Below are 22,173 nucleotides of genomic sequence, written 5' to 3'. Positions count from 1 at the left end.
CGGCGCCGCCGGTGTAAAAGGTTTTTGGAGTTGCGCGATTAACGATGCGGTGTGGCGCCTCCCACGGTGACCGGTTCCGGCGCGGCGACGCGGTTACGGGCCAGCGCGTCGACCTGCGCCGCCAGTGACGGCGCGCCTGGTCGGGCGGCGGCTTGCGGCACGATCACCACGCCCGGCGCGGCGGCGTGAGCCTGCTTCGCATCAGGGGTTTTCTCGCCGCGCTCCTGCTGCACGGTGGTTCTTTCGTTGATGCGCTCGTTAAGCGGCGGACGTTCCGGCGCGTTTTCCAGCACGGGCGCAGGCTGTACGGATTTATTCAGCGAGAAGTGGCTGAAGTGATCGCCCAGCAGCTGCGAACCGATACCGGTGGCGGCGAAGGTGTTCACCACGCTGCGTTGCAGCGTGGTGTTTACCCAGCGGGTAAAGAGAATGCCGTCTTCCAGCACCGGCGTGCCGTTGTCATTCATGCCGCGGCCCAGCTCGGTAATTTTGCGGTTCAGCTCCACCTTGCGAGAGAACTGGTCGCTGTACACGCCGTAGATGGCGGGCAGGATAAACAGACCCGGCGAATACGGCTGATCGAGCGACAGCTCGTAGTTGGTGTAGTAGCTCGGGAAGTGCTGATCGCCTGTGCGTACCGACTGCGGCGGCGTCACGCCGTGAATAACGATGGTCAGCTGCGCCTGGCTGGTATTGCCGTCGGCGTCGGTAATGGTGTAAGTGAACACCTCGCTCAGGGTGGCGTTGGCGTCCAGCGACGCCACGCGGCTGTTGCTGCGGTTCAGCACATAGCTGTAGTTGCCGCGGGCGTCGAGCGTCAGGGCGCCGAACTCGCCCAGGCTTACGCCGTCGACCGCGCCCGCGCGGTTGAGGTTCACGGAGGAAATCGCGCTCACCGGGCCGCCCGCCGCGGCGCCGTCTGCGCCGATAGCGTCGTTGCTAAAGACGTTGCCCGACGCCGCCTGCTGGCCGCGATCCTGGTCGATGCTGTTGTCGTCCGCTGCCGCGACCGGCGCGTCGTTGAGAATATTGACGCGCAGCAGGCCCGGCGCGCGGGTCTGCTGGCCGTTGACGGAGAACCGAATCTCTTCGCGGGTGGTGGATTCGCCCGGCTGGTTAACCGCCTGGGTCAGCGTGAAGCGGTATTGCAGCGTCGCGCGGCCTTCGCCGTCCACCTGGAAACCGGTGAGCGACAGCACGCCGTCCGGCGTTGCGATATCCACTGGCGCCTGGGCGCTCAGCGCCTGGAGCTGCGCAAGCGTCAGGGTCTGGCCGCCAATGGTCAGGCTTTCCACCGGCTCCAGCGACAGTACGGCCATCGCGCCCGTGGTGGTTTGCGCGCCGCTGGCCGTATCGACCAGACCTGCCTCTTTCACCCACGCCTCGGCTACGGGGTTCACCAGCAGGCGCAGTTCGCCCGTGGCGGTGCCGCCGTCGTTGCCGTCGCTCAGGGTGTAGTTCAACACTGGCGTAAAGCCGGACCAGCCGCTTGCCGGGGTAAACAGATAGCTGCCGTCGCGGTTAACCACCAGCGTGCCCTGGCCCGGGATCGTAATGATGTCCCCCGGCGCGTAGGTCGCGCCGCCGACGGTGATCTCCGCCACGTGCAGCGGGTCGCTGTCCGCGTCGCGGTCGTTGGTCAGCAGATTGCCGCTGACCGGCGTTTCCGGCAGGGTGCTCGCTTTATCCGCCACCGCGACCGGCGGGGTGTTGGTGACCTCAAGCGTGACCTGGGCGGTTTCGGTGACGCCGCCGCTGGTGACGGTATAGGTGAAGGTATCCTGGCCGACATAACCCGTATTCGGCTGGTAGACCACCTTGCCGTTTTCAATGGTCACCGTGCCGTGCGCGCCGTTGGTGACGCCGGTAATAGCGCGGTCGGCGTTACTGAAGCTGTCGTTGCCGAGCGCGTCAACGGTGACCGGGTCGCCTGCATGGGTGGTGGCGCGGTCATCTTTCACATCCACGACCGGCGTAACGGTGATAACGAGCAACGCGGTAGCGGTGCCGCCGTCGTTGCCGTCGCTGACCGTATAGGTCACCACCGGCGCTGTGCCGTTCCAGTCGGCGACTGGCGTGAAGCGGTAGCTGCCGTCGCGGTTAACGGTCAGCGCGCCGACGCCCGCCAGCTGGACGGTGTCGCCCGGCTGAGCAGTCTGGCCGCCGACGGTAAAGCCCGCAATGTGCAGCGGGTCGCCGTCCGGGTCGCGGTCGTTGGTCAGCAGTTCGCCGCCAATAGCGGTGTCTTCCGGCGTGGTGACGATTTCACCGTCGGCCACCGGCACGGTATTGGTCATCACGACGCTCACGGCGGCGGTTTCGGTGACGCCGCCGCTGGTGACGGTATAGGTGAAGGTGTCCTGGCCGACGTAGCCCGCGTTTGGCGTATAAACCAGCTGCCCGTTTTCAATAGCGACGGAGCCGTGCGCGCCCTGGGTCACGCCGGTAATGGCCTGGTCCGGGTTAACGAAGCGGTCGTTGCCGATCGCATCAATCGTCACCGGCACGCCTGCGTGGGTGGTGGCGCTGTCATCTTTCACGTCCGCTACCGGGGTGACGGTGATGGCGAGCGTCGCGGTAGCGGTGCCGCCGTCGTTGCCGTCGCTGACCGTGTAGGTTACTACTGGCGCCGTGCCGTTCCAGTCGGCGACTGGCGTGAAGCGGTAGCTGCCGTCGCGGTTAACGGTCAGCGCGCCGACGCCCGCCAGCTGGACGGTGTCGCCCGGCTGAGCAGTCTGGCCGCCGACGGTGAAGCCCGCGATAAACAGCGGATCGCCGTCCGCGTCACGGTCGTTGAGCAGCAGGTCGCCGCGCGCCTCGTAATCTTCCGGCGAAGCCACTGTCTCGCCCGTTGCGACCGGCACGCTGTTGGTCAGGGTGACGGTGACGTTGGCGGTTTCGCGAACGCCGCCGCTCTCCACGGTGTAGGTGAAGGTATCCTGGCCGACATAGCCTGCCACAGGACGATAAACCAGCTGGCCGTTTTCAATGGTCACCGAGCCGTGCTGGCCCTGATCCACATCGATAATCGCTTTGTCGGCATTGCTGAAACTGTCGTTATGCAGTGCATCGATAGTGACCGCAACACCCGCATGGGTGCTGGCCGTATCGTCCTTCGCGTCCGCCACCGGCGTTACGCTAAAGGCGAGCGTGGCGGTGGAGACGCCGCCGTCTTTGCCGTCGCTGATGGTGTAGGTCGCGGCAGGCGGCACGCCGTTCCAGTCGGCCACTGGCACAAAGGTGAAGCTGCCGTCGGCGCGGATCGTCAAATCGCCATAGCCTGCCAGCGTCGCGGTGTCGCCCGCGAGGTAGCGGGTGCCGCCGACGGTAAACTCCGTCACGGCGAGGGCGTCGCCATCGTCATCGTGGGCGTTAGTCAGCAGGTTCTGCGCCGCAGTGCTGTTAAGCGTGGTGTCTTCCGGCGTGGAAATCGTCGGTACGCTGGTCAGACGCGGCGCCACGTTGGTGACGTCCACGGTAACGGTCGCGGTTTCGGTTTTGCCGCCGCTGGTGACGGTATAGGTGAAGGTGTCGCTGCCGACATAGCCCGCGTTCGGGCGGTAGACGAGCGTGTTGTTCTCAATCGTCACCGTGCCGTGGGCGGCAGCGGTGACGCCGGTAATCGTCTGGTCGCTGTTGCTGAAGCTGTCGTTGTCGAGCGCGTCGATCACCACCGGCACATCGGCATGGGTGCTGACGCTGTCGTTGACCGCATCCGCGATCGGGTTGACGGTAAGTAAGAGCGTCGCCACGCTAAATCCGCCGTTGCCGTCGCTTACCTGGTAAAGGATCGGCTGCACGGCGCCGTTCCAGTCGGCGACTGGCACAAAGGTATAGCTGCCGTCGGCGTTAATGGTCAGGTCGCCCATGCCTGCAAGCGTCGCGGTCTGGCCCGCCGCGTAAATCTGCGTACCGGTACTGAACTGCGTGATGGCAAGAGCATCATTGTCATCATCGCTGTCGTTAGCCAGCAACCCGGTGGCGGCGCTGCGCGTCAGGGTAGTGTCTTCCGCAGTCCACGTAAAATCATCGTGCGCCACCGGCGCAATGTTGGCGATGGTGACATTAACGGTCGCGGTTTCCGTTACGCCGCCGCTGGTGACGGTATAGGTAAAGCTGTCAGTGCCGTTAAAGCCCGCGTTCGGGGTATAGCGCACCTTGCTGTTTTCAATCGCCACCGAGCCGTTATTGCCCTGGGTGACGGCGGTAACGGCTTTGTCGCTGTTGCTGAATCTGTCGTTCGCCAGCACGTCGATGACTTTCGCCATGCCCGCGTGGGTGGTGGCGTTGTCGTCAACGGCGTCAGGGATCGCATTGTACTGAATGGTGAGCGTCGATGTGACGCTGCCGTTATCCCGGCCGTCCGTTGCCGTGTAGGTCACCACCGGTACGTTGCCGTTCCAGTCAGCCACCGGAATAAACGTCACGCTGCCGTCAGAAGTAATAGTCAGGCTTCCGTACCCCGCCAGATTGGCCGTCTCGCCTGCCTGCCAGGTGGTACCGTTGACGGTAAAATCGGTCACCGTCAGGGTGTCGCCGTCGGCGTCGCTGCTGGTATCTAATAAAAGGCCAGGGATACCGATCGGCGAGTCTTCACCGTTAATCGCTGTCCAGTGGGGCAGCGTCGGCGCGCTGTTGGTCAACGTCAGATAAACCGTGGCGGTCTCCTCGATACCGCCGCTGGTGACGGTATAGGTGAAGCTGTCGTTGCCGACGTAGCCGCTGGTCGGGGTGTAAACCACCTGGCCGTTGCTGATGCTAACCGTACCGTGCGCGCCGTCGGTGACGCCGGTAATCGCTTTGTCGCCGTTGGTGAAGCCGTCGTTGGTCAGGACATCGACCGTGACCGGGGCGCCCGCATGGGCTGTCCGGCTGTCGTCATGGGCGTCCTGCACCGGCGTGACGGTAATATCGAGGGCGGCGGTTTGCACGCCGTTGTCGCGCCCGTCGGTGACCTCATAAGTGACCTGCGGCACGCTGCCGTTCCAGTCGGCGACCGGAACAAAGGTATAGCTGCCGTCGGCGTTGATGGTCAGCGCGCCATAGCCCGCAAGCGTCGCGGTCTGGCCAGCGGCCCACGTCGTTGCGCCCACCGTAAATGCGCTGACTTTCAGCGTATCGCCGTCCGGGTCGCTGGCGCCGTTCAGCAGATTCTGCAAAGCCGTGCTGGTCAGCGTCTGGTCTTCCGCTGTGCTGGCGGTTTTGCCGACAACCCCGGTCGGCGCACCGTTCGTTAACGTTACGGTGACGTTCGCGGTTTCGGTTTTGCCGCCGCTGGTAACGGTATAAGTGAAACTATCGGTGCCGACATAGCCGTCGTTCAGGGTGTAAACCACCTTGCCGTTGCTGACGGTCACCGTACCGTGCGCGCCGTTGGTGGTGGCGGTAATGGCTTTGTCGCTGTTGGCGAAGCTGTCGTTATTAAAGACATCAATCACCAGCGGGTCGCGCCCGTGGCCGGTCTGGCTGTCGTTAAACGCATCCTGCACCGGCGTAACGGAGATATCGAGCGTCGAGGTGACGTCGCCGTTGGTGCGACCGTCGGTGATGGTGTAGGTCACCTGCGGCACGTTGCCGTTCCAGTCGGCGACCGGAACAAAGGTATAGCTGCCGTCGGCGTTGAGGGTCAGCGCGCCGTAGCCCGCAAGCGTGGCGGTCTGGCCGGCGGCCCAGGTGGTATTGCCCACCGTAAACGATTTCACCGTCAGCGCGTCGCCGTTCAGGTCGCTGGCGCCCGTCAGCAGATTTTCGCCGTTGGTAAGCGTTGTGTCTTCCGCCGTGCTGCCGGTTTTAGCCAGGCCGACCTGCGGCGCGTCGTTGACCAGAGTGAGGGTGACCGTCGCGGTTTCGGTTTTGCCGCCGCTGGTGACGGTATAGGTGAAGGTATCGGTGCCGACGTAGCCGCTGGTCGGGGTGTAAACCACCTGGCCGTTGCTGATGCTAACCGTACCGTAAGCGCCGTTGGTCTTGCCGGTAATCGCTTTATCGCCGTTGCTGAATTTATCGTTGGCGAAAACGTCGATGGTCACCGGCGTACCCGCGTGGGTCGTCAGGCTGTCGTCAAAGGCGTCTTTTACCGGCGTGACGGTTATCTTCAACTGCGCCGTGGTCGCGCCGTTGGTGCGGCCATCAACCACCCGGTAGGTCACCGTCGGCACCGTACCGTTCCAGTCGGCGACCGGGACAAAAGTATAGCTGCCGTCGGCGTTGATGGTCAGTTTGCCATACCCGGTGAGGTCGGCGGTCTGGCCTGCGGTAAACACCGTGCCGACGCCGCTGACGGAGTAGTTAAGAATGCTCAGCGTATCGCCATCAGGGTCGGAATCGTTCAGCAGCAGGTTTTGCGCGGCGGAGCTGGTCAGCGTCGTATCTTCCGGCGTGCTGACGTTTTCACCCTGGGTGACCGGGGCGGCGTTATTCATCTGAATCGTGACCGTCGCGGTTTCGGTCACGCCGCCGCTGGTGACGGTATAGGTGAACGTATCGCTGCCGACGTAGCTCGTGGTGTTAGGGGTATAAATCACCTTGCCATTGTCGATAACCACGGAACCATAAACGCCCTGGGTGACCGCCGTGATCGCTTTATCGCTGTTGCTGAAGCTGTCGTTGCCCAGCACGTCGATGGTTTTCGCCTCGCCCGAATGGGTGGCGGCGGTGTCGCTCACCGCGTCCGCCACCGCTGTAATGCTCATGCTGATGCTCTGCGCCGTGCTCCAGTGGCTGGTCTGGCCGCTGTTGAAGGCGCTTTGCAGATCCTGCGTGCTGCCCGCGGCGCTGACGCCGGTATCGGCGGAACTGGTGCTGTCGGAGACGCGCACCGTCAGGCCGCCCGGCACCGCGCCGTTGTAGTCGGCCAGCGGCACAAAGCGCAGCTGGGTCGAGGCGAGCAGCACCAGCGCGTTGGTTTCGCTGTAGCTTGTGCCAAGCGCAGTCCAGGTCGTGCCGTTGGTAGAGTACTCCCAGTGGCCGAGGCTTGCGTCGGTGGTGTTGCCGACGATCGCCACATAGCCGATAGCGCCGCTGGCGTTGCCGCCGCCAGCAATTCCCGTCTGGTTGTCGGCGGCGTCGCTGTAGCTGCCAAGAATAGAGGTCAGCGTTTTGCCAACTGGCGTATCTTCCTGCATGGTCAGCGGCGTCGCGCTAATCGTCGGACGGTCGTTGACGTTAGTGACGCTGGTTGAGAGGGTGACCATCGCTGCGCTATAGCGTGAACTACTGCCGTTGGTTGCCGTTGATACAGTCTGGCCGCTGGTCAGCGACCCTGTCGTTGCGGTGGTGTCGCCGTTGTTGTTGGTTTCCACCAGACGTACTTTCAAGGCAGCAGGCGTCCCGAAGAAGTCAGCGGCAGGTACAAAGCGGACTTTGGCCGTTGCATCCAGCAGCAGGGCGTTGGCGTCGGTGCGGCTGCCAATGGCAGCCCAGGTCGTGCCGCCATCGGTGGAGTATTGCCATTCGCCCTGCGCGCTGTTGACTGACAGGTTAGTGATAGCCACGCCCCAGAAACTGTCAGCGCTGGTGCCGCCGGTTGCCGTAATGGACGCATTGTTGACCTGATCGTTCGGGTCCGAGAAGTTACCGGCAAACAGGTTGGCAATGGTGTCGCCGGTAATCGCTGCGGCGCTGGTGTCTTCGCTCACCGGGGCCAGCGTCTGGGTAGCGCCGCCCAGCACGACCGGGGCATCGTTCGACGGTTTCACGGTCACGCTAAAGGTACGGGTGGTGACCAGCGCGGCGGAGGTGTCATCGGCGTAGCTGATGTCGCCCGGGTTCGCGTTCGGGTTATTGCTGTCGCCGGTAAGCGTGGTCGGGCGGCTGCCGTGGTTGGCGTTATCGTTCACCACTACGGTGACGTTAAAGGTGCCGTTCCAGTCGGCGGCGGTGACGCCCGCGTTGGTCGGCAGGTTCACCGTCAGGTTAGCGAGGCGGCTGTTGATCTGCGAAAGCGTGCCGGTAAGTGTGAAGCTGGTGGTGTTGACGCCGCCCGCATCAACGGTGCCGCCCGTCCCGCCAATCGTTTTAAAGGTAAAGCCGCCCGGCAGAGTGACCGTCACCGTCAGGCTGGCGCTGTCGGCGTCCGGGTCCGCCACGGTAATGGCGGGCAGGGCGACGGTCGTTGAGCCTTCGTTGACTGACTTGTCCGTCACCGTGATGGTCGCCGGATCGTTGACGTCGCTTGGGAAGACGCTGCGCCATGCGGTACTGACGTTCTGGCTCAGGCCGGAAGGCAGCGCGCCGTAAGGGTCGATAGCCGTGGTCGGCACCGCCGCGACGCCGGTGACGGCATCGTTCTGGCCGCCGTTGGCGCTGTTGGCGCTTGTCAGGTTGCCAGAGGCGTCGCGCAGGCGATCGTCGGCAATCACTTCCACACGCCAGGCGTTATCGGCGTTCGACAGGGCGGAGCCGGTCATGGAGACGGTCAGCGCCGCCAGGTACGCGTTCACCTGGCTCAGCGTGCCGCGGATCACCAGTGCGGACTCGCTGCCGTTATAGACGCTGTCAATCGTCACGCCGGACGTTGTGTTGCCGGAGCTAATGGTGATGTCGGATACGCCGGCGTTACTGTACTGCGCGGCGGTCAGCGGCACGCCGCTGGCGTCGGTGATGCGCACCGTCACCTGCATAAAATCGGTTTCGCCGTCGGCGATATTGCCGCCGTCGGTGTAATCCGGGTCGGAAATCACAAAGCCGCCGACTTTGGTGCCGTCGACTACCGCCGGATCGCTGTTGAGGTAAACCGTACCGCCCGTTGCAGAGACAACCGGCGCGTCGTTCACCGGCACAATGGTGAGGTTCAGCGTCTGGTCGGCCGGGGCGGCCTGCACGGTGTCGCCGATATGCGAGTCGCCGTCGTCCAGATGCAGGGTGATGGTGACATCGCCCGCCGCTGCGCCGTTCAGGTCGTGGTTGACGTTGGCGCCGCTCTGCCAGGTGAGGCCGAGCGCCGCGTCGTTCAGCAGCGCTTCAATGTCGCTGGCGCGACCGGTCAGCGTCAGCGTGCCGGAGTTGTCGCCGGAAATCGTAACCGGCTGGCTGCCGGCGGCGCTGGCGGTGGCGCTGGTGTTCACGTCCGCGCCGCCGATGCCGAGGGTGCCGGACGGCGCGGTGATGGTGACGGTCACCGGCGTGCCGAAGGCGGCGGATTCGGTGTCCTGCACCACGATATTGCCGCCGATAAAGCTTGCCTGATCTTCATAAACGGTACGGTCCAGGTTGGTCACGGTCAGCGTGCCCGGATCGTTGATTTCCGAGGCGCGAATGGTGACGGACGCCGCGCTCAGGTTGCCGCTTTTTTCCGGTACGGAGGCGCTGTACCAGTTGTACTCGGTGGCGTCGACGGCGGTGGCCGCCGCGCCTCTGCCAGGCGTCGCGGGCTGGTTCAGCGTGCCGCCGTTAGCGCCTGCCGTCAGCGTGCCGCTTGCGTCGCGCAGGCGGTCATCGGCGATAGTCTGCACCTGATAGGTGGCGTTGCGGTCGGTTCTGAAGGTCACCGTCAGGCCCGCCAGCGCCGCGTTCACCTGGGCGCGGGTGCCGCTCAAGACCAGATAGTCGTGCTGGCCGCCGTGGGCGGTAGAGATCGTCGCGCCGCTGCCGGTCGCGTAACCCAGGGTCACGTCGCTGTATTCGCTGGCCACGAAGGCGCTGCCGTCCGCATGCAGCAGACGCACGGTCACCTGCAAATAATCGCTCTCGCCATCGGTCACGCCGTCTGTCAGATCCCCATCTTTGACCGAGAAGCCCGGCAGGGCGTTGCTCGTCGCCGTGGCGCTGGCGATGTTCTTGATGCCCGACGGCGCGGTCACTTCCGGCGCGTCGTCGGTCGGGCGGGTGTAGATCCAGAACGCGTTGCCGGTCTGCTCTTTGTCGCCGTCAGAAATCGTGAAGGTGAACTTATCGTCCGGGGTGGCGGGTTCGCTGTTGCCGCTGCCTTCGGTGCCGTCGTTCAGGTAGTAAATGTACCCGTTCGCCACATCCTGCTGGGTGAAGGAGGAGCCTTTGCCGATGGGGCTGAAGTTCACACCATCTTTGGAATAGGCCAGGGTGCCGTGGGTCGGCGCGCCGGTGATGGTGTACTGCACCTGCATTGAGCTGCTGTCGGAATCGTAGGCTTGCAGCATGGCGCTGGTTATCTGGCCATAGCTTCCTTCGGTGACGTACAGCGGGTTGTTGACTGGCGTGCCGCCAATCAGGTTCGGCGAGCCTGCGGTCACCGTCGGGTCGGCCTGGGTCGGGTCTTTGGCGATCTGCGGCGCGTCGTTGACGTTAGTTATCTGGATTTTCACCGTCGCGTCGCTGGCGGAGGTGGCGCCCCAGCGGTCGGTGGCCGATACGGTAAAGGTGGTGGAGCGCACTTCCGAGCCGTCGCTGACGAAGCGCAGCCCGGTGGTCGAGGCGCTGGCGGTAAGCAGCGAGGCGTTGAGCGTCTGGCCGACGGTAACGTCAACCCACTGCGAGCCGTTGTAGTATTGCAGCGTGCCGCCGTCCGGCAGCGTTTTGATGGTGAACTTCAGGGCGTTGGCGTCGGTCGCGTCGTTGTTATAGGCATAGTTGTTGGCGCTGGCGCTGCCGTCTTTGATCGTCGCGCTCTCTTCCAGCCCGTTGCTGCTGTTGGCGTCGTCCGGGTCGCTTATCGCTATCTGGCCGGTGGTCAGGTAAGCGGTTTCGCCTTCGGCGATGACGGTGGAGGAGGAGCCGGTCACCACCGGCAGATCGTTCACTGGCGTGACGTAGATGTTCAGCGTCGGCGTCCAGATATCGGTCACCGGGTTGCCGTTGGCATCGAGCGTGGTCAGACCCGCCGAGACAGAGAACGCCGCGGCGTAGACAAAGGTCTCTCCGCCGTCGTGCTGGAAGCGAATATTGCCGCTGTCGAGGTCGGCCTGCGTAAAGGTGGCATATTCGCCGAGCGTCACCCAGCTGCCGCCGACATTTTTTTGCAGCTCGCCGCCTCTTGCGCCGTTCGAGAAACCGAGGAAGGTATAGACCACCTGCGAGGCGTCCACGCCCGTGGCGGTGTAGCTCAGGCCCGGCACGCTGGAGAAGTCGCCGCTGGTGCCGTTCAGCACGAGGGTGCCGCCTTCTTCTACTTCGCCGCGGGCGTTGCCGGAGGTGAAGTCCACGCCCGCCCAGGTGGAGTCGCGGTTGGTGATGGTGGTGACGCGATCCGGGATCGTGCCGGGACCGCCGCCCGTGACCACCGCAAGGCCGATGGTAAAGGTAAAGCTGGTCAGCGTTTCGGTGCCCGGCGTGTACACCCCGCCGATGCGGCTGTAGGTCGTGCCGTCGGCGTTCCAGCGCAGCGCAGCGGTGTTGTCCACCACCACAAAGTTGAAGCTGTCGGTGTCACCCGACGCGCTGGCGCTGGCGTACTGCACGTACTGCACTTTGCCGTCGACGATATCCTGCATGGTGAAGGTGCCGCCGTTTTGCAGGCGGTAGCCGTCCAGCGTCAGGTAACCGTGGGTGAGCTTGCTGTCGTCAACGATAAAGCTGAGGTGGTTATCGGTGGAATCCACGTCGCTTGCGCCGATCATCGCAGACGTAAGGGTGACGGCGTTCGCCAGATCGTCCACCTGCGCGTGCAGCGTTACGTTGTCCAGAGTCGGGTCGTCATCCACCGGGCGCACGGTCAGGGTAATGGTGCCGTCGGTGCTGGCCGGCACGCCGGTACCGCCGCCCTGGTCGGTGACGCGTACGCCAAAGCTGTCGGTGCCCTGGTTTTCACTGCCGTCGTTAGCATAGGTCAGCAGATTGCGATCGGCATAGTCAAAGGTCTGGCCGACGGTGACGGCGACGCCGTTAAACCAGAGCGTGCCGTGGGTCGGCAGGGCGGTAATGGTGAGAGTCAGCGTTGTGTCGCCCGGATCGCCGCCGCCGTCCGCCTCTATATACTGGCCGACGTTGCCGGTGTTGACCGCATTGTTGGGCTGGCCTTCAAAGACCACGCCGCTGCCGCTAAGGGTCGGCGCCTGGTTCTGCGGGGTAATGTTCAGCGTGACGTGGACGGTATCGGACTGCGCCTTCGGCGTCGCGCCGTCGTTGATGACCGCCGTAAAGCCGTCGGCGGCGTTCTGGTCTGCGCCCGTGGCGGTGTGGACATACTTCACCTTGCCGTCGATCAAATCCTGCTGGGTAAAGATAGAGCCGACGCCCATCCGGTCGCCGTTCAGCGTCAGATAGCCATACTGCGGCAGGTCGGTCAGACCATAGACAATCTGCACGGGCTGCTGGGTGCCCGCCGTTACTTCCGCATCGATGGCGTTAAGGGTCACGGTGGTGATGACGCTGCCGCCCGATTCGATCTCCGGCACGTTCTGGGTGGCGTCGGCCACGCTTACCGGGTCGTTCGACGGGGTCACGGTCACATCGATGGATTTGCTGGTGCTGACGCCCGCGCTGTCGCGCACCGTGACGTCCAGCTTGCCGCTGGCGGCGGTGTTGCCAAGCTCGACGTCAGCGGAGGTAAAGGTGATGCTGTTAAGCCAGGCCTGCGCTTCGCTGGCAGTGCCGGTCATGGTCAGCGAAGCGTTGCTGGTCTGGCTGTCGCTGAGTTTGCCGATGGCGCTGTTGCTCAGGCTCACCGTGACGGTGACGGTTTCGCTGGCGTCCGTGGTGCTGACCTGCCAGCCGCTGAGCGTGGCGGTATCGGCGCCTGCGGCGTTAAGGCTGCTCGGCTCGGCGACGGTGATGCCTTTTTCCGGCGCGGTGACTTCCGGCCCGGCCAGCAGACCGTCGTAATCAAAGGCGAAGGTTTTCGCTTCAATGCTGCCGGTATGGTTTTCCAGCACCCAGTCGCCGGAAAGCGCCGCGCTGCCGGTCATGTCGCTGGAGGCCGCCACGTCCGCCTGAGTCACTTCGGCGAAGCGGGTGATAAAGGCGTTATCCTGGGCGGAGACGTCGCAGCCATAAAGCAGGATCTCGCCGCTGTCGCTAAGGCTTGCGCCGATAGCGCTGAGCTGTGAAGACCACGCCGAGAGGTTGTCCGCCGTCAGCACATCGGTGCCAAGCGTAATGGTGTCGGACGCGCCGTGGCTCAGAATATGAATGGCGGAAATATTGGTTTCGCCTTTCAGCGCGTCGGCAAGCTGGCTCAGACCCGAGCTGTTTTCATCGATAATCACCACCTGGCTGCCCTGCGGCACCTGGTCCACCAGCGACTGCCAGCCGGAGATATGCTGGTCTATTACATAGACTTCGCTGGCGGCGCTGCCCGGTTTTTCGCTTGCGGCGTCGGCTGTGGCGGCGTGGGGAATATCCAGCGCCTTCGCGGGTTCGGTGGCGCTTTCATGGTGCACCAGATCGCTTGCCGATGCCTCATGGATGGCGGTTTCAGCCAGAGCGGCTCCATCAAAAAGCTGGCGAGACTCAAGAGCAAAGCGATGCGCACGCGGACGTAAACGACGGTTCTTTATTGTAGTCATAGGTTTACTGCTCTTAAAAAATAGAGTGACTGGATAAATATTCTGAGTTCAGCGTTGCCAGGAGCGTACACCATGTCGCCAGGCCAGAGGAGGGCAAGCAGGGGATATATTCATCGAAATTATCGAATGGACGCTTAGCGCGCGAAGAATAACTAAATCTTAAAGGACAAACAAGACAGCGCCCCGCCAGCCCTGAAAAAACCAATACGACGAAAGGCTTAACCGTAAGCAAAATTTTATAATTAATTTCATTAACTTAGCATTTGAATACTTTTAAAACAACTCGCTTTTAGTAACAATTAAGCAACGCTGAAAACCGAAAAGGTAAAGCAAAAGTTCGGCGCATTAGAATTAAATACTAACTTTATGAAAAATTCAGGTTATTATTTTATTAATTACCGTTACCGCATTAGTGAATTATGATTTTTATAAATTGCGCAAAAAAAAGAGCAAAATCTGCTTGGCCTCTCAATATTAGTAGTATTTAGGTAATGACTCCAACTTACTGATGGCGTTTTATGTTCAGATAATGCCCGATGACTTTGTCATGCAGCTCCACCGATTTTGAGAACGACAGTGACTTCCGTCCCAGCCTTGCCAGATGTTGTCTCAGATTCAGGTTATGTCGCTCAATGCGCTGAGTGTAACGCTTGCTGATTACGTGCAGCTTTCCCTTCAGGCGGGATTCATACAGCGGCCAGCCATCCGTCATCCATACCACGACCTCAAAGGCCGACAGCAGGCTCAGAAGACGCTCCAGTGTGGCCAGAGTGCGTTCACCGAAGACGTGCGCCACAACCGTCCTCCGTATCCTGTCATACGCGTAAAACAGCCAGCGCTGACGTGATTTAGCACCGACGTAGCCCCACTGTTCGTCCATTTCAGCGCAGACAATCACATCACTGCCCGGCTGTATGCGCGAGGTTACCGACTGCGGCCTGAGTTTTTTAAGTGACGTAAAATCGTGTTGAGGCCAACGCCCATAATGCGGGCGGTTGCCCGGCATCCAACGCCATTCATGGCCATATCAATGATTTTCTGGTGCGTACCGGGTTGAGAAGCGGTGTAAGTGAACTGCAGTTGCCATGTTTTACGGCAGTGAGAGCAGAGATAGCGCTGATGTCCGGCAGTACTTTTACCGTTACGCACCACGCCTTCAGTAGCTGAGCAGGAGGGACAACTGATGGAGATGGAAGCCACGGGAGCACCTCAAAAACACCATCATACACTAAATCAGTAAGTTGGCACCATTACCCGGAACTTAATGTCAACTTAGCCATAGCCCATCTTCCACTTCTTTGCGCTATCTCGTTTATGAACCTAGTCATTCCGGGTATCATTTTGCGATTAGCATTCCAAAACCAAATTTAAGATAGGCATGTTTGCACTATCGCTGCGATCGCCCCTGAGGATTTTCATGAACAACGCCGAACAACAGTTCCTGAACGAGCTGGATAACAAATTCTGGAAAGCCGCCGACAAGCTACGCGCCAACATGGATGCCGCCAACTACAAGCACGTGGTGCTGGGGCTTATCTTCCTCAAGTATGTGTCCGATGCCTTCGAGGCGCGTCAGCAGGAGCTAATCACCTTGTTCCGCGATGTCGGCAACCCGGACAACATCTATGCCATGTCGCGCGACGGTTACGACTCTGATGAAGAGTACGCACAGGCGATTGTGGATGAACTGGAGGTGGAAGATTACTACACCGAAAAGAACATCTTCTGGGTGCCGAAAGCCGCGCGCTGGGACACGCTGAAAAACAAAGCCATGTTGCCGACCGGCACCGTGCTGTGGGTGGATGAAACCACCGGCAAGGATGTGACGCTGCGCTCTGTGTCCTGGCTGGTGGATAACGCGCTCGATGAAATCGAAAAAACCAACCCGAAGCTGAAAGGTATTCTGAACCGTATCAGCCAGTATCAATTGGGCAACGAAGTGTTGACCGGGCTGATTAATACTTTCTCTGACGCCAACTTCAGCAACCCGGAATATAACGGCGAGAAGCTCAACTTAAAGAGCAAAGATATTCTCGGTCACGTGTACGAATATTTCCTCGGCCAGTTCGCGCTGGCGGAAGGCAAACAGGGCGGCCAGTATTACACGCCAAAAAGCATCGTGACCCTGATTGTTGAATGCCTACAGCCGTATAACGGCCGTGTGTATGACCCGGCGATGGGTTCCGGCGGGTTCTTCGTGTCCAGTGACCGTTTTATTGAAGAGCACGCGGGCGAGAAGCAGTACAACGCCGCTGAGCAGAAGCAGAAAATCTCCGTTTACGGTCAGGAATCCAACCCGACCACCTGGAAGCTGGCGGCGATGAACATGGCAATCCGTGGCATCGACTTTAATTTTGGTACGAAAAATGCCGATACCCTGCTGGACGACCAGCATCCGGATCTGCGCGCCGACTTCGTTATGGCTAACCCACCGTTCAACATGAAAGAGTGGTGGAGCGCGAAGCTGGAAAACGACGTGCGCTGGAAGTACGGCACGCCACCGCAGGGCAATGCCAACTTTGCATGGATGCAGCACATGATCCACCACCTAGCACCGAAAGGCTCGATGGCGCTGCTGCTGGCTAACGGCTCGATGAGTTCCAACAGTAATACTGAAGGAGAAATCCGCCGTAGCCTGATCGAAGCCGATCTGGTGGAGTGCATGGTCGCACTGCCGGGCCAGCTGTTTACCAACACCCAAATCCCGGCCTGTATCTGGTTCCTGAGCAAAGACAAATCTGGTGGTAACGGCAAAGCGCACCGCAAAGGCGAAGTCCTGTTTATTGATGCCCGTAAGATTGGCTTTATGAAAGACCGCGTGCTGCGTGATTTCAGCCGCGAGGATATCGCTAAAATAGCCGACACCTTCCACGCCTGGCAGACGGATAAAGACTACGAAGACGAAGCCGGATTCTGCTTCTCCGCGACGCTGGAAGATATTCAGAAAAACGACTTTGTGTTGACCCCTGGGCGCTATGTTGGTGCTACCGAGCAAGACGAAGATGATGAACCCTTTGCCGAGAAAATGGCACGATTGACGACGCAACTGAAAGATCAGTTGGAAGAGAGCGCGAACCTAGAAGCACAGATTAAGGCGAATCTGGGGGGGCTGGGTTATGAGTTTTGAGATCCCATTCTCTCATATTGCAGAGATTATTATGGGGCAATCCCCTAAAGGCGAAGAGGTTAATAATGAGGGGATAGGACTCCCCTTATTGAATGGACCTACAGAGTTTACTGACCGTTACCCTGCACCTGTGCAGCATACTGCATATGCAAAAAAAATATCGCTACCAGGAGATATTTTATTTTGTGTTCGTGGTTCAACAACCGGCAGGATGAACTATTCTGATCAAAAATATTGTATAGGTCGAGGTCTTGCTGCAATAAGAGGTCGAAACGGATATCCGACACCTTACGTTAAAGCTGTATTAGAGACTTATCTTCCTAAATTGCTGGCAGCTGCGACAGGATCAACTTTTCCTAATGTTAGCAAAGACCTTATTAATAATATTCCAGTAAGTGTTTTACCTGTTGAGAATGCTTGTAATATTAGTAAGCTCATCGAATTGCAGGAAGAGAAAGTATTCACGAATAATCAGATAAACCAAACCCTCGAACAAATGGCACAAGCCCTGTTCAAAAGCTGGTTTGTTAATTTTGAACCCGTAAAGGCCAAAATGGCAGTGCTGGAAGCGGGCGGTTCGCAGGAAGACGCGATGCTTGCCGCTATGACAGCGATTTCCGGAAAAGATGATGATGCGCTGGTGGTTTTTGAGCGTGAACACCCTGAACAATATGCCGAGTTAAAAGCCACGGCAGAACTGTTTCCGTCCGCGATGCAGGATAGTGAGTTGGGAAATATCCCTGTGACATGGGAGTTAGGGAAGCTTCAAGATTTGTTGGTATTACAGAGAGGTTTTGATCTCCCTTCATCGGCACGAAAAGATGGTGAGTTTCCTCTGATTGCCGCCAGTGGCCCCAACGGTACTCATAATGTGGCAATGGCTAAAGCTCCGGGCGTTATAACTGGTCGTTCTGGTGTGCTTGGTAAAGTTTATTTAACGCTTGAAGATTATTGGCCATTGAATACAACCCTTTGGGTAAAGGAATTCAAACGTGCAACACCCTGTTACGCTTATGAGTTGCTGCGACTATTAGATATGAAAGCGTTTAATGCAGGTTCAGCTGTTCCTTCTTTGAACCGTAATCATATACATAGTTTGAGCTATCCACTCCCCCCTATGGCATTAGTAAATTTGTTTGAATCATCAGCCTTGCTTTTGCATCAGCGTGCACATGTAAATTTAAAACACTCTCAATCTTTGGCATTACTCCGCGACACCCTTCTCCCCAAACTCCTCTCGGGTGAAATCACCCTACCGGAAGCCGAGCAGGCGGTAAGTGAGGCGGAAAATGTATAAAGTCGATACGCCGACCAATAGTCTGCATTCTCTGCAAGAGGTGTCGTTCAGCAGCCTCGGCTTTCGCGAGCGCGATCACCTGCAGGAGTGGCTGGCAAAGAATCCCCAGGCGTTAACCCGCGACAACGACGATGAGTTGCTGATTATCCAGAAAGAGTTCGCCGGTTTTGACGACACCAAAGAACGTCTCGATCTGCTGGCGCTCGATAAAAAAGGCAACCTGGTCATCATCGAAAATAAGCTTGATGATTCCGGGCGCGACGTCGTCTGGCAGGCGCTGAAATATGCCGGCTACTGCGCCAACCTGCGTCAGGAGAGCGTGGTGGAGATCTTCCAGCTTTATCTGGATCAGTATGAGCCCAACGAGAACCGCCAGGCGGCAGAGGTCATCGCCGAATTTATGGGCTGGGAAAGCCTGAAAGAAGGGGTGCTCAACCGCAAAGGCACCCAGCGCGTCATCATGGTTGCGGCCAATTTCCGCAAAGAGGTCACCAATACCGCGCTGTGGTTGATGCAGTTTGGTATCCGCGCCCAGTGCTTCAAAGTGACCCCCTACCGTTTTGGTGAAGACGTGTTTGTCGATATCCGCCAGGTTATCCCAACCCCGGAAGCGGAGTCGTACATGATTGGCATGGCGCAAAAAGAGGCGGAAGAGCAGTCCACCTCCAGCAGTAGCGAACTGCAGCAGCGTCACTATCTGCGCCGCGAGTTCTGGACGATGGCGCTGGAAAAATTCCGCACCAGCCCCTGTTCACTGTTTAACAACCGCGCTCCCTCAACCGATCACTGGCTGGCTGCCGGGTCGGGCGTTAGCGGCGTGCCGTTTGAGCTTATCTTTTCCCAGAAAGACGCTCGCGTGCAGCTCAATATTTCGCGCGGAGATGCGCTGGAAAACACCTGGTTATTTGAACGCCTTCAGGAACGTAAAACGCACATTGAATCGCTGTTTGGCGAGCCGCTCGACTGGCGGTTGCTGCCAGAGCGAAAAAGCTGCCAGATCGTCTGTTCAAAGACGTTTGACGGCGGCAATAAAGAGATCTGGCCTGTCATTATCGACTGGATGATGGATAGCATGAACCGTCTGGAAAAAGCGATCCGCCCGAGCCTGCTGGAACTGGCGATTGAGCTGAAACAGACCGGTATGATCACCGAGGGAGAGGAAGAGTAATGCTGAGCGAAGACGATTTAGAGCAGCAATGCCTGAAATGGTTTGCTGAACAGGACTGGGAAGTGCTGCACGGGCCAGATATCGCGCCGGATGGCGACAACCCGCTGCGTGCTTCATTTCATGATGTGTTTCTGCGCCCGGTGATGCTGGAGCAGCTGCAAACCATCAACCCCCATCTCCCTGTTTCCGTGCTGGAAGAGGTGATACTCCGTATTACCCGCCCCGAAAGCCCGGATCTGGTCGTCAGCAACAAAGCATTCCATCACCTGTTGCTCGACGGCGTACCCGTTGAGTACAAGCGTGAAGACAAAACGGTTCACGATAAAGCCCTGCTGATGGATTTCAACCATCCCGGCAATAACCGCTTTATGGTCGTAAATCAGGTGGCTATTCAGGGGATAAAACAGGTTCGTCGTCCGGATATTATCTGCTATATCAACGGCCTGCCGGTGGCGGTGATTGAGCTGAAAAGCCCGATTGATGCCAATGCCGATATCTGGGCTGCGTTTAACCAGCTGCAGACCTATAAAAACGAACTCAGCGACCTGTTTATCTGTAACGAAGCGCTGGTAGTGAGCGACGGGCAAAATGCGCGTATCGGCTCTCTGACCGCTGATGAAGAGCGTTTTCTGCCGTGGAAAACGGTGGCGAACGAAGATGATAAACCGCAGTTTCACTGGCAGCTTAAAACGGTAGTGCAGGGCTTCTTTAATAGCGAACTGCTGCTCGATTACATTCGTTTCTTTGTGCTGTTTGAAAACGATGGCAAACGGCTTATCAAAAAGATTGCCGCTTACCATCAGTTCCACGCGGTGCGTGAAGCGGTTGCGGCAACGATTGTGGCCTCTACCGGTAAACATCTTCCGCTGCGCAGCAACATTACCCCCGGCAGTAAAAAAGCGGGCGTGGTGTGGCATACCCAGGGCTCCGGCAAAAGTATCTCCATGTGCTGTTACGCCGGAAAGCTGCTGCAACAAACAGAGATGAATAATCCGACCATCGTCGTGGTGACCGACCGTAACGATCTTGACGGGCAGCTCTACGCCACGTTTTGCCAGGCGCATGATTTACTCAAGCAAACGCCGTTACAGGCCAACGACCGCGACGAACTGCGCGAGCTGCTCAACGCCCGTGAATCCGGCGGCATTATCTTTACCACCGTGCAGAAGTTTGCGCCGCTGGACAGTGAACAGAGCCATCCGGCACTTAACGTCCGCAGCAACATCGTGGTGATTTCCGATGAAGCGCACCGCAGCCAATATGGCCTGAGCGCCACGCTGGACCGGCAAACCGGGGCCTATAAATACGGCTACGCCAAGCATATGCGCGATGCGCTACCGAATGCGTCGTTTATGGGCTTCACTGGTACGCCGATTGCCTCGGAAGATAAAGATACCCGTGCCGTGTTCGGTGATTATGTCTCTATCTACGATATTCAGGATGCGGTTGATGATGGCGCGACGGTGCCGATTTACTACGAATCCCGGCTGGCAAAACTCGATCTGAACCATGACGAGCTGGAAACGCTCTCTGATCAGGTCGATGAACTGGTAGAAGACGAAGAAACGGGCCAGCAAGAAAAAACCAAAGGTGACTGGAGCCGTCTGGAAAAGCTGGTCGGTTCAGAGCCACGTATTCAGCAGGTCGCCGCCGATCTGGTTCAGCATTTTGAAACACGTAACACTGCCATGAACGGCAAGGCGATGGTTGTCGCCATGAGCCGCGAGATCTGCGTGAAACTGTACGATGCCATCGTGGCGATACGCCCTGAATGGCACAGTGAAGACGTTGAACAAGGGGCGATCAAAGTCATCATGACCGGATCGGCGTCAGATAAAGATCACCTGCAATCGCATATTTACAACAAACAGACCAAAAAACGCCTGGAAGCCCGCTTTAAAGATCTGAACGATCCGCTGAAACTGGTGATTGTGCGGGATATGTGGCTGACCGGGTTTGATGCCCCATGCTGTCACACCATGTATATCGACAAACCGATGCGCGGCCATAATTTGATGCAGGCGATTGCCCGCGTTAACCGTGTGTTCCGGGATAAACCCGGCGGGCTGGTGGTGGATTATATCGGCATTGCCAACGAGCTGAAGCAGGCGCTGAAAACCTATACCGATTCAAAAGGCAAAGGACAGACAACGGTCGATGCCAGGGAAGCCTTTGCGATTCTGCTGGAAAAAATGGATGTCATTCATGGGATGTTTGCCCGTTCGGCGGGTAAGCCGGGATTTGATTACACGGGCTTCTCCCGCGATCCGCTGGCCTTCTTGCGTGATGCCGTGAACTACATTCTGGGACTGGATGACGGTAAAAAACGCTACCTCGATGTTTCGCTGGCGATGAGTAAAGCCTGGTCACTGTGTAATACGCTGGATGAGGCGAAACCCTTACAGGAGGAGTTCGCGTTTCTTTCGGCGGTCAGGGTGGGGCTTATCAAGCTCGATCCGAAGGCAAAGTTTAGCCAGTCAGAAAAAAACTCTCTTCTGAGCAAGATCCTCGATAACGCGGTTGTCGCGACCGGGGTTGAGGATGTCTTCGCACTCGCCGGGCTGGATAAACCGAACATAGGTTTGCTGTCCGATGAGTTTTTGGAAGAAGTGCGGGAAATGCCGCAGCGTAATCTGGCAGTGGAACTGCTGGAAAAACTGCTCAATGACGGCATTCATGCCCGTTCGGGCAATAACGTGGTGCAGCAGAAGAAATACTCCGACCGACTGAAAGCGGTGCTGCTCAAATACAATAACCGCGCCATTGAGACCGCGCAGGTGATTGAAGAGCTGATCCAGATGGCGAAAGCGTTCCAGGAGGCGATGGCGCGTGATGATGCGTTAGGGCTGACCCCGGATGAAATCGCCTTCTATGATGCGCTGGCTGAAAATGAAAGTGCAGTGCGTGAACTGGGCGATGATACGCTGAGAAAGCTGGCCATCGAAGTGACATTGAAATTGCGGCAGTCCACCACCGTGGACTGGCAGGTGCGTGAAAGCGTGCGTGCCCGATTGCGTATTCTGGTGCGCCAGACGCTGCGTAAGTATAAGTATCCGCCGGACAAAACGCCGGGCGCCGTGGAACTGATTTTGAAGCAGGCAGAAGTGGTGTCGAACAGCTGGACAGTCTAAAACGTTCATCGATTATCTTGACGGAGGTGGTT

6 protein-coding genes are annotated in these 22,173 nt (G+C 58.8%); 4 read left to right on the top strand and 2 right to left on the bottom strand.

Annotation, left to right across the window (positions count from 1 at the left end):
• Positions 1-38: 38 nt before the first annotated feature.
• Both ACMWL8_RS11565 and ACMWL8_RS11560 read right to left on the bottom strand, forming a co-directional pair.
• On the bottom strand, positions 39-13,418 hold the full coding sequence (locus ACMWL8_RS11565) for an Ig-like domain-containing protein (RefSeq protein ID WP_414751587.1): 13,380 nt from the start codon (positions 13,416-13,418) through the stop codon (positions 39-41).
• A gap of 502 nt (positions 13,419-13,920) precedes the next feature.
• A protein-coding gene (locus ACMWL8_RS11560; protein WP_226856257.1) for an IS1 family transposase occupies positions 13,921-14,618 on the bottom strand; the annotation gives its coding sequence in 2 pieces (ribosomal slippage) (positions 13,921-14,369 and positions 14,369-14,618; 699 coding nt in all).
• A 217-nt stretch (positions 14,619-14,835) separates the two neighbouring features.
• On the opposite strand from ACMWL8_RS11560, the gene ACMWL8_RS11555 reads away from it, so the two are divergent.
• Genes ACMWL8_RS11555 through ACMWL8_RS11540 form a run of 4 tightly spaced genes read left to right on the top strand, consistent with a single transcriptional unit; the run spans position 14,836 to position 22,141 of the window.
• The gene (locus ACMWL8_RS11555) at positions 14,836-16,545 is read left to right on the top strand and encodes a type I restriction-modification system subunit M (protein ID WP_023305542.1); all 1,710 of its coding nucleotides are present in this window, start codon (positions 14,836-14,838) and stop codon (positions 16,543-16,545) included.
• A complete protein-coding gene (locus ACMWL8_RS11550; protein ID WP_032634419.1) occupies positions 16,535-17,842 on the top strand; it encodes a restriction endonuclease subunit S in 1,308 nt (435 codons plus the stop codon). Before ACMWL8_RS11555 ends, ACMWL8_RS11550 begins: the two co-directional genes overlap by 11 nt.
• Positions 17,835-19,010 (top strand): DUF4268 domain-containing protein, encoded by a 1,176-nt coding sequence (locus tag ACMWL8_RS11545; protein ID WP_001581473.1) that lies wholly within the window; start codon positions 17,835-17,837, stop codon positions 19,008-19,010. The genes ACMWL8_RS11550 and ACMWL8_RS11545 overlap by 8 nt, the downstream gene beginning before the upstream one ends.
• Complete coding sequence (locus ACMWL8_RS11540) at positions 19,010-22,141, top strand: type I restriction endonuclease subunit R (RefSeq protein ID WP_023305543.1); 3,132 nt, start codon at positions 19,010-19,012, stop codon at positions 22,139-22,141. The genes ACMWL8_RS11545 and ACMWL8_RS11540 overlap by 1 nt, the downstream gene beginning before the upstream one ends.
• Positions 22,142-22,173: the final 32 nt, after the last annotated feature.

The organism is Enterobacter sp. 04-C-12-SI-ECC (assembly GCF_047530715.1).
In the GTDB taxonomy this organism is placed as follows: domain Bacteria; phylum Pseudomonadota; class Gammaproteobacteria; order Enterobacterales; family Enterobacteriaceae; genus Enterobacter; species Enterobacter bugandensis.
Note: the sequence above shows the minus strand (reverse complement) of the source record. Positions and strands in the feature narration are given on the sequence as shown.

What these genes read in the sequence shown, in the direction of transcription:
- ACMWL8_RS11545 (WP_001581473.1), top strand. Translation starts at nt 17,835, where the DNA reads ATGTATAAAGTCGATACGCCGACCAATAGTCTGCATTCTCTGCAAGAG.
- ACMWL8_RS11555 (WP_023305542.1), top strand. Translation starts at nt 14,836, where the DNA reads ATGAACAACGCCGAACAACAGTTCCTGAACGAGCTGGATAACAAATTC.
- ACMWL8_RS11550 (WP_032634419.1), top strand. Translation starts at nt 16,535, where the DNA reads ATGAGTTTTGAGATCCCATTCTCTCATATTGCAGAGATTATTATGGGG.
- ACMWL8_RS11540 (WP_023305543.1), top strand. Translation starts at nt 19,010, where the DNA reads ATGCTGAGCGAAGACGATTTAGAGCAGCAATGCCTGAAATGGTTTGCT.
- ACMWL8_RS11565 (WP_414751587.1), bottom strand. Translation starts at nt 13,418, where the DNA reads ATGACTACAATAAAGAACCGTCGTTTACGTCCGCGTGCGCATCGCTTT.